This window comes from Marinomonas profundimaris, from assembly GCF_000508165.1.
Classification (GTDB): Bacteria; Pseudomonadota; Gammaproteobacteria; order Pseudomonadales; family Marinomonadaceae; genus Marinomonas; species Marinomonas profundimaris.
Window position 1 is genome coordinate 315,134 of the sequence record NZ_AYOZ01000012.1, and the last position, 9,339, is coordinate 324,472.

Annotated in this window: 9 protein-coding genes; 6 read left to right on the forward strand and 3 right to left on the reverse strand. The window is 45.4% G+C overall.

Annotation, left to right across the window (positions count from 1 at the left end; translation table 11 throughout):
• Nucleotides 1-14: 14 nt before the first annotated feature.
• Both D104_RS27800 and D104_RS27805 read right to left on the reverse strand, forming a co-directional pair.
• Complete coding sequence (locus D104_RS27800; protein WP_024023936.1) at nt 15-596, reverse strand: DUF1007 family protein; 582 nt, start codon at nt 594-596, stop codon at nt 15-17.
• Between the two features lie 4 nt (nt 597-600).
• Nucleotides 601-1,554, reverse strand: coding sequence for a homoserine kinase (locus D104_RS27805; protein WP_024023937.1), 954 nt, complete (start codon nt 1,552-1,554; stop codon nt 601-603).
• Between the two features lie 217 nt (nt 1,555-1,771).
• Between D104_RS27805 and D104_RS27810 the strand changes: the two genes are divergently transcribed.
• The 6 genes from D104_RS27810 (at nt 1,772) to D104_RS27830 (ending at nt 8,806) form a co-directional block, all read left to right on the forward strand.
• Nucleotides 1,772-2,884, forward strand: a complete 1,113-nt coding sequence (locus D104_RS27810; protein ID WP_024023938.1) for a GGDEF domain-containing protein — start codon at nt 1,772-1,774, stop codon at nt 2,882-2,884.
• A 111-nt stretch (nt 2,885-2,995) separates the two neighbouring features.
• Nucleotides 2,996-5,749: a DNA polymerase I gene (gene polA, locus D104_RS27815; protein ID WP_031214780.1), complete on the forward strand. Its 2,754-nt coding sequence runs from the start codon at nt 2,996-2,998 to the stop codon at nt 5,747-5,749.
• 42 nt (nt 5,750-5,791) lie between these two features.
• Nucleotides 5,792-6,790 carry an Abi family protein gene (locus D104_RS27820; RefSeq protein WP_024023940.1) on the forward strand — a complete coding sequence of 333 codons (999 nt, stop codon included), beginning with the start codon at nt 5,792-5,794 and terminating at the stop codon, nt 6,788-6,790.
• A gap of 148 nt (nt 6,791-6,938) precedes the next feature.
• Nucleotides 6,939-7,097 (forward strand): hypothetical protein, encoded by a 159-nt coding sequence (locus D104_RS37320; RefSeq protein WP_024023941.1) that lies wholly within the window; start codon nt 6,939-6,941, stop codon nt 7,095-7,097.
• A 70-nt stretch (nt 7,098-7,167) separates the two neighbouring features.
• Nucleotides 7,168-8,247 carry a hypothetical protein gene (locus tag D104_RS27825; protein ID WP_024023942.1) on the forward strand — a complete coding sequence of 360 codons (1,080 nt, stop codon included), beginning with the start codon at nt 7,168-7,170 and terminating at the stop codon, nt 8,245-8,247.
• Nucleotides 8,248-8,263: 16 nt separating this feature from the next.
• Nucleotides 8,264-8,806, forward strand: coding sequence for a hypothetical protein (locus tag D104_RS27830; protein ID WP_024023943.1), 543 nt, complete (start codon nt 8,264-8,266; stop codon nt 8,804-8,806).
• Nucleotides 8,807-8,892: 86 nt separating this feature from the next.
• Here the strand turns inward: D104_RS27830 and D104_RS37405 are convergent.
• On the reverse strand, nt 8,893-9,339 hold a 447-nt coding region (locus tag D104_RS37405; protein ID WP_024023944.1), incomplete at its 5' end, for a hypothetical protein.

The window sequence follows — 9,339 nt, forward strand, 5'->3', positions numbered from 1 at the left end:
AACTCGGTCTCTTATTAAGAGCGACAACTCAGATCTACCCAAAACGCCACCGACGTTTCGGTCGCTTCACGCTCAACCGGCGTACAGGCTTCCGATAACGCCCCCGACAAACGCACCAAACCTTCTTCTAACGGTTCCATGGCAAAATACAATTCATCGTCGCCAAACGCCAAACTTAGCGTCGATGTCGCCAGATTTACCGGCTCAGGCAGCATAATACTCAACCGAATCCACAGCATTTGATCACGAATTCTTACGTCCAAAATTCGCACATTGTTTGGCACAAGGTCTGCGCCGTCTTGCTTCATTTTGATGAAGTAACCGTACTTATCAAAACTCTTCAAGGTGTCGATCATGTCGAGCTTTTCTTGTCCCGTTAACGCGCCATCGGCATCCACATCGTATTCTGCTATCAAACTGGTTGAGGTGAAAAGGTCCAAGCTCCATGTTGCTTCAAGGCTGTCGATCTCGGCACGTTCCACGTTGACGCGATATTGTGAATCGACCCAAACATGTGGGTGCGCCATAGCATGACTAACAAACAAGATACTGGTCAAAATAGTACCGACAAACACGCTGAACAAGGAACGGATCATAGGATTACACCAAAGCTGGCACGTAACGAACGCGCGCTTCTAAAATACGTTGAAGCTCTTTTGGATCGTGTTGCTGAGCCAATCGAACCGGATCGTGTTTTGCACCGTGCCACGCTTCTAAACGCGACAACCAAAAGCGCAGCGCCGCAATACGAAGCATGTAAGGCCAAGCCAAGGCTTCTTCTTCGCTGACATCACGTTCGTGCAAATACGCTTTTAATAGGGCGCGGTATTTTGTCATGTCCAATTCGCCCGTGGTGATATCGGAACACCAATCATTCACCACAATTGCCAAGTCGTACATCACCCAAGAGTGACAGGCGTTGTAAAAATCGATAATGGCAGACAGTTTATCGCCTTCAAACAGGGTGTTGTTGAAGAACAAATCGCCGTGAATCGTCGTTTTCGGAAGGTCTTTGTGTTTTGCAATAAACGCATCGAATTCTGCGATTTGTTCCGTTAACAATTGAGCTTGTTGTGGCTCTAATTCGGCCAAAATCGCTTGGCTCGTTTTATGCCACCACGCCACGCCGCGATGGCTGTCGCGATGCTCTGGGAAGTCTTCACCAGCAATGTGCAACTTCGCTAAAGCTTCGCCCATCAAACGACACGCGTTCACGTCGGTTTGCTTCAATTCGCCACCAGGAAAGCAATCGACAATAATAGCAGGACGATCGTTTACTTCACGTAAGCGCTCGCCATGAATGTCGATCAACGCCGCAGGCACGTTAAAGCCTTTGTGTTTCAAATGCGCGACCACGTCCAAAAAGTAAGGGACTTCGTCTAAATTGAATTCTTCAAACAAGGTCACCACGTACTTTCCCGTGGTGGTAATCAAAAAGTAATTGGTATTTTCTACGCCACCGGAAATGCCTTGAAACGACACCAGTTCACCCAAATAATAATCGGCCACCAAGGCCCGCATGTCGGATTCAGAAAGGGATGTGTAAACAGCCAAATTGTACTACCTATTTATTATCAAAAGATGACGCGAATATGAAAACGCCTATGCTCCACAATAAGCAAGGAAAGGTCAATTCGTTCCGTGTAAATCCGTCGTTTATTGCCCTGATTTCTCACCATTTAACCTGAAAAACAAAGACACATCTTCACAAAGAGACAACAAAGTTCGACGGTGAAATGTGTATACTTTGTGCATTAAGAAAAGAAACACTATGACTGAGGCTTTGATGGGCAATAAAGACACGCAAAATACGATTTTGATTCCTGCGACATACCGCTTATTGATTGTCACAATATTGGGCAGCGCGCTTTATACGATCTTATTCAACGTCTATTCGACCCCCTTTCTAATTCACGCATTCCAGCCAGGCATTATCGTGTTTCTGAACCTAGCGCTGATTGCCTATTTGCATAAAAACCCGCAAAAACACATTCACCGTGTCATCAACATATATGGCGCCATTTTGCTGCTGACGTCGGTGCCGAATACCTTGTACTTTGTCGTCGGTGCATGGCAAAGCGAATGGTTGTTCGTGGAAATGTTCCCGCCCATTTCTGGCATGATTATCTTGACCACCACCCTCATTATTTTGATGCTGCCAGAACGATTGACCAAACTGGTTGTGTTCACGTGGACGCTCAATGCGGCGCCGGTTTTACTGCTGTTACTGACGCACCCTGAAGAACTAAAAACACCACGCGGTTACGATTTACTCTTCCTCTTTGGCCCCGCCAGCTTACTCATTCTGCTGATTATTCCTTATCAACGCAGCCTTAAAGTCCACATGGAAAAAATCCATTTTGATCTACAGCATTCAAAATCGGAAGCGGAACGGGATTTCCTAACCGATGTATTTAATCGTCGCGGATTAAAGAGCTGGTTTAACACCGCCAATCCAAGTACAAAAGCCTGCGTATTATTGATCGACATCGATCATTTCAAAAGCATTAACGACCGCTTTGGTCATTCCATTGGCGATCGCGTGTTGCTTGAATTTGCTTCACGTTTGCGTACGGTTTACCAAGGAAAACATGGTCTGGCTCGTTGGGGGGGTGAAGAATTTGTGATTGTTTTGCTGAACCCAAAACCCAGCATGATCAAAGACATTGGCGAGCTTTTCCGCTGCTCTATCAGCAAATTGCCGTATAAAGACGTGGGTAAAGTCACCGCCAGTATTGGTGTGTCGAAAATAAGCGAAATGAAACACTTCACCTTGATGGTTGAACAAGCCGATTCTGCGGTCTATTTCGCCAAGGCCAATGGCCGAGATCAAGTGGCCTTATACAGTGACACGTTAGAAGAATCCGACACACCAGCCGATTAATTCGGCTTTAGACTGCAAAACGCATCACAAACACATAGAATAGACCTCATATTTGCCGATCAATAAAGAGGTCTTATTTTGGCTACGGATTCAACAAAACAAACATCCCCAATGGTCTTGGTAGACGGTTCGTCTTACCTTTATCGAGCGTTCCACGCGATTCCACCGATGCACACCAGCGACGGCCACCCGACCAACGCCACGCGCGGTGTGATCAGCATGATCCGCAGCCTAATCAAAACCTACCCAGATTCTCCGATGGTGATCATCTTCGACGCCAAGGGCAAAACCTTCCGCGACGAGATCTACAGCGAATACAAAGCACACCGTCCACCAATGCCGGATGATCTTCGTCCGCAAATTGAGCCAATCCATCGCATGGTCGAAGCCATGGGCTTGCCATTGGTCATTATTGATGGCGTAGAAGCCGACGACGTGATCGGTACTATTGCCAAACAAGTGGGCGAAGCGGGCCGCGAAGTCGTCGTTTCCACCGGCGATAAAGACATGGCCCAGCTGGTCACCGACAAAGTCACCCTAGTGAACACCATGAACAACACCGTCATGGACATTCAAGGCGTGAAGGACAAATTTGGCATTCCGCCCGAACTCATCATTGATTACCTTGCGCTCATGGGCGACAAAGTCGACAACATTCCTGGCGTGCCAGGCGTGGGCGAAAAAACCGCGCTTGCCTTATTGCAAGGTTTGGGCAGCATCAAAGAGATTTACACACGTCTTGACGACATCGCCTCCTTGGGCTTTCGTGGTTCGAAAACCATGAAGCAAAAAATGGAAGACAACAAAGAAATGGCCGAGCTGTCTTACAACTTGGCGACCATCAAATGCGACGTGGAATTACCGTTTAATTCCCTCGAATTGAAAAACAACGACGCCAACAAAGACGTCTTAAAAGAATGGTTCGCCAAGCTGGAATTCAAAACGTGGCTAACAGATCTAGACAAAGCGCCAAGCGTGGAAACGGCCAGCGACACGGTTGGCAATGTTTCCCAAGAACAAAGAGACGGTCAAGTCAAGACACCAGCGGCGTCTGACCTAGTAGCCAACTACGAGACAGTGTTAGACAAAGACGCATTCAATGCTTGGCTAGAGAAAATCCAAACGGCCGAACTGACCGCATTCGACACGGAAACCACCAGCCTAAACTACATGGCAGCAGAATTGGTTGGCGTGTCTTTCTCGGTGGAAGTGGGCATAGCGGCTTACGTGCCATTTGCCCATGACTACGAAGGCGCGCCAGAACAGCTCGATCGCGCTTGGGTGCTCGAACAGCTCAAACCTTGGTTGGAAGACGACAGCAAAGCCAAAGTTGGCCAACACCTAAAATACGACGCCAACGTACTGAACAACTACGACATTACCTTACGTGGCATCGCGTACGACACCATGCTGGAATCGTACGTGTACAATTCCGTCAGCTCTCGTCACGACATGGACACACTGGCGAAAAAATTCCTCGGGCACACTTGTGTGAGTTTTGAAGACCTTGCAGGCAAAGGCAAAAAGCAAAAAACCTTCAATGAAATCGATCTAGAGCAAGCCGCCTTTTACGCCGCTGAAGACGCCGACATCACCTTGCGCCTTCATCAAGCGATTTGGCCACAAGTCGAAAAAACACCCGAACTGGTGAGCATTTTTAAAGACATCGAATGCCCACTGATTCCGGTCTTGGCGAAAATGGAACAAACCGGCGCCTTGATCGACCCAGAATTGCTGCACCTTCAAAGCGCTGAAATTGGCGCCAAGCTGCAAGAACTCGAAATCAAAGCCCACGAACAAGCAGGCGAAAGCTTCAATCTCAGCTCACCAAAGCAACTGCAAGTCATCTTGTTCGAGAAACAAGGCTTGCCGATCATCAAGAAAACGCCAAAAGGCCAGCCGTCTACCGCTGAACCTATCTTGCAAGAGCTGGCATTGGAGCACGAACTGCCACGCTTAATCATGGAACATCGCACACTGTCTAAGTTAAAATCCACTTACACCGACAAACTGCCCGAAATGATCCAGAAAACCGGCCGCATTCATACGTCGTACCATCAAGCGATTACTGCCACGGGCCGTTTATCATCGACTGATCCGAACTTGCAAAACATCCCGATTCGTAGCGCCGAAGGCCGTCGCATTCGCCAAGCCTTTATCGCGCCAACGGGCTACAAGCTCATCGCAGCCGATTACTCACAAGTCGAATTGCGCATCATGGCGCATTTGTCGCAAGACAAAGGCTTGCTCGACGCCTTCACCAAAGACGCCGACGTACACAAAGCCACCGCCGCAGAAGTCTTTGAAGTCAGCTTAGAAGAAGTAACAACCGAACAACGCCGCCGTGCAAAAGCCATCAACTTCGGTTTAATCTACGGCATGTCTGCGTTTGGTCTTGCCAAGCAACTCGGCATCAGCCGTCCAGAAGCCGCGAAATACATACAGCGCTACTTCGAGCGTTACCCCGGCGTACAGCAATACATGGAAAACACCCGCGAAGGCGCGAAAGAAAAAGGCTATGTGGAGACCATCTACGGTCGTCGTTTGTACCTACCGGACATCAAAGCCAGCAACGCCATGATGCGCCAAGCCGCCGAACGCACCGCGATCAACGCGCCGATGCAAGGCTCCGCCGCCGACATCATCAAACGTGCCATGATCAAGATGCACCACTGGCTAGCCGACACCGACCTAGACGTGAAAATGATCCTGCAAGTACACGATGAACTCATCTTCGAAGTCGCTGAAAAAGACCTAGACGCTGCCAAAGAAAAAATCGTCGACATCATGCAGAATAGTAGTCAGATTGACGTGCCTTTGCTTGTGGAAGCAGGGATTGGGGATAACTGGGACGAGGCGCATTAAGCGCCTCTAGCGTCAAAACATAAACACATCAGAGGGAACTGAATGTATAACAAACCATGGCTCAGTTACGAGCAACAACTTGATAAGCTCGTTGAAAATGGGCTTATCATTGATGATAGGAACAAAGCTCTCTCGTTTTTGGAAAGAATTGGGTACTACCGACTCAGCGGCTATTGGTATCCATTCAAACAAAGGTCTGAACTTTGCTGCCTGTACAACTCAGCAATAAAAAAGCCTAATAAAAAACAAAAACGTGCAACAACATTAGTATTTGACCAGTTTATTACTGGGGCTAATTTCCAAAGTGCTGTCGATTTGTATATTTTCGACAAAAAATTAAGGATTTTTGTCTTAGATGCTTTAGAGCGTATTGAGGTCGCTCTTCGGGTGGATATATCTCATACTCTTGGAAGAAATAGCGCTTTCGCCTATTTAGAACCCGACCACTTCAAAGATGTATTTAGCAAGCAAGTCGATGCCAAAACAGGTGTTATTCCACAGCATGCTTGGCTACAAAATCACGCCAATCTGATATCTCGCTCTAAAGAAGAGTTCATTCTGCACACAAAAGAAAAATACGGTTTACCCGTTCCTATTTGGATCGCTTGTGAAGTATGGGATTTCGGCACATTATCTCGACTCTTCAAAGGAATGCTACCTGAGCAACAAACCATTATTGCCAATAAATACGGTATAACTAAGGGCGAAACACTCGAGTCATGGCTACGCTGCTTGAACTATCTACGCAATGTATGTGCGCATCATAGTAGGCTTTGGAACCGAAATATGATCGAACAACCAAAACAAGATGGGCTAAAGGATATTAAGCATTTCACTGATAACTTGAGCCCTCATACTCTTGCAAGACCCTTCCTACAGCTTTGCATAGCTCAACACCTGCTAACAAAGATCAACCCTAATTCCACATGGTGGGAGCGCTTAAAAACACTACTTAATGAGTTTCCTGACATAACAGAACAAGGTATAAATTTGGAGGCAATAGGAATGATTGAAGGCTACGTAGAATGGAATTGGCAATAAAAAACCCCTAAGCAGATCAGTTGCAAGCAACATCACTGAAAGGGGCCGTGTTGAGATCAATTATGAACCACAAGTTCATTTTGTGCAACGGTGGAACGATTACTCTAGATATAAATGTCAAATTATTATCAAATGTAAGATGACAATAATGCACGACTGGCTAGCCGACACCGACCTAGACGTGGAAATGATCATGCAAGTACACGATGAATTGATTTTTGAAGTAGCTGAAAAAGACCTAGACGCCGAAAAGAAAAAATCGTCGAAATCATGCAAACAGCAGCAAAATAGACGTACTACTATTTAGTCTTTGCGTTAAAAAGATCTGATTAATTTGAAACCAAGCGAACAAAATACCAACTAGAAATGGACTCAGCATGTCAAAAAAGATGAATTGCGAAATACGTTTGTATGATGTTTTACATTGTGGTTTGTATGAAACTACGGAAAAAGGCCACCGCTCAACCAAGAGTGGCGCCAAACATGTGCTGCCATTCCCAGATTTAATTAGAGACCTTAAGCACTTTGCATTCGATCAAGGACTAAAATTAGCACAAACCTCTACCTACTCCAAATCTGCCGACTTGATGCCAGCTTATTGTGCAGACTTTCAGCAGGGCAATGACTCTTATCTCTTAGCTTTGTGGAACGAAGTACCTGCAGGGGAGGCTGGAATTCAATCCCTTGACGGAGCAATGGCTAGCAAGTCAGGAAATATTGCCGTGCATACTCATAAAATTGCGGGGACAAGTATCCCAGGCTTTATGACGTATTTCTGGTTATTACCAAAGAAGGATAAAATAGCGGCAGTAATTCTATGGTCAGATAAACGGCCAAGTACACCTATTGGCACTCTACAACTTAATCACTACATTAAATCCTTTATAGAGAACAAGTGCTGCCACTTAGTAGATTACACTGACAATAACGGTAATAAATGCACCGGATTTTCAGATCAACCTCGTCCAACATCAGGTAAGGATAATCGCGTACCAAACGCCAGATTAAAGCCTTTCTGGGCAACTCAATATGCCAAATCCCAAGCCGATTTGAATCGTTTGAGAGCTAGCTGTGATAGTATTACGTCAGTTATGCGAAACATTAAACTTATGGATGTAGAAGCAGAAACAAACGGTGAACTACTGAACGCTTTTAAAACTATTTTCAAAATCCCTCCGAAAGAATTATTGAAAACTAAGAAATTTCGCATACAAGGCCCGGTAGATGGACTCAGTAATGCTGAGATCAATAATTTCATCTATGAGTATGAGACAAACGGTCATCATGATGACTATAATATGGGGTTCAAATTGCCTAAAGACCCAAGCCCCATTTGGCTTTCTGGCTGTTTCGAAAAGTACAGTGACACAGTCATCGTCAACATGCGAGCGAATGACGGTTATCCCGATGTACATAGTTTGTTGGGATCTCTTAAGCTAAAATTCAAAATGATTTAGCTCAGCGGAGTTAGCTATGTGCCACTTATCTAAAATATTGATATATATCAGCTTGGTGATTTTGTCCGCTACAGTCTCATGTTTGATTTCTTTTGAAATCAAAGCCGCTACCATGCTCACTTTAGTGGATAAGTTAATCAGCGTTTCTTCCATCATTTTCGCTATCATGGGCGTTTGGTTCTCTGTGTCCAAAGTTGAAATTGAGCAGAAAGTTAAAGAGGCATCGAGTAGAGGTGATGGAACCAGCGCAGATAAAGCCATTGAACGAGCTAGGTTTTTAGTCATTCCAATGACAACTAGTGCATTAGCCTTATTAATGTCCTTGATTTTTTACCTTGGTTATTACTTACTGCCATTTTTTACGTTGAATACGGGGGTTATTGCCGTAGTAAAATGGATATCCTTTACTTCTATCATTTTTGGCTACTTAGCAATAGCTATTAACACTGTCCCAGTGTTTCTATCTGGCGGAATATTCCTTTTAGATTTACTAAACCTTCGCTCTAGCGAACTACAAAGGCGAAATGAACATGGAGTAGAAATCAAAGATGACGAATAAATTGCACTTTGACCATTAATAGACCACTAGTAATTGAGACCAAATGAAAATTAAGTCCTTCAGGGCAATTGGGGGCAGATGAAAATTTAATCCATCTGACTCGCTTTTCTACCGCGCTTTCTTGGCGTCACTCGCCTACCCGTTAGCTTCTCAATCTCTTCTTTAAAGCGTTCGTTTCCCAGTGCCATATCTGAATGCGTAGCGGATCGAATCCGTCCGAGTTCTTCTTCTGGGATGTGGTATTTGTATAAGGCTTGGTAACGCTTCCCTCGCGTTTCCTGCTGCCGACTAAGCTTGAGATAAAGTTCATGTGGTTGCCAAAGCTCACTTTGTAGATCCAGTGACTCCTGAGCATGAAAACGATAGCTCGACCATTTGTAGTCAGCTGGATGAGCGACCATATTCGCTCTAACGGGATTCAGTTCGATATATCGCTGGCAGATAAAAAAGTATTCCTTAGCACTGATGACACAAGATTTAAATCGCCCTTCCCATAATGTGCCAGTTCTTTGGTAGGTGTAGTTGAAGTAACG

Excerpts from the sequence above, each read along its gene's own strand:
- D104_RS27800 (WP_024023936.1), bottom strand. The coding sequence starts at position 596 with ATGATCCGTTCCTTGTTCAGCGTGTTTGTCGGTACTATTTTGACCAGT.
- D104_RS27825 (WP_024023942.1), top strand. The coding sequence starts at position 7,168 with ATGTCAAAAAAGATGAATTGCGAAATACGTTTGTATGATGTTTTACAT.
- D104_RS27810 (WP_024023938.1), top strand. The coding sequence starts at position 1,772 with ATGACTGAGGCTTTGATGGGCAATAAAGACACGCAAAATACGATTTTG.
- D104_RS27820 (WP_024023940.1), top strand. The coding sequence starts at position 5,792 with ATGTATAACAAACCATGGCTCAGTTACGAGCAACAACTTGATAAGCTC.
- D104_RS37320 (WP_024023941.1), top strand. The coding sequence starts at position 6,939 with ATGCACGACTGGCTAGCCGACACCGACCTAGACGTGGAAATGATCATG.
- polA (WP_031214780.1), top strand. The coding sequence starts at position 2,996 with ATGGTCTTGGTAGACGGTTCGTCTTACCTTTATCGAGCGTTCCACGCG.
- D104_RS27830 (WP_024023943.1), top strand. The coding sequence starts at position 8,264 with ATGTGCCACTTATCTAAAATATTGATATATATCAGCTTGGTGATTTTG.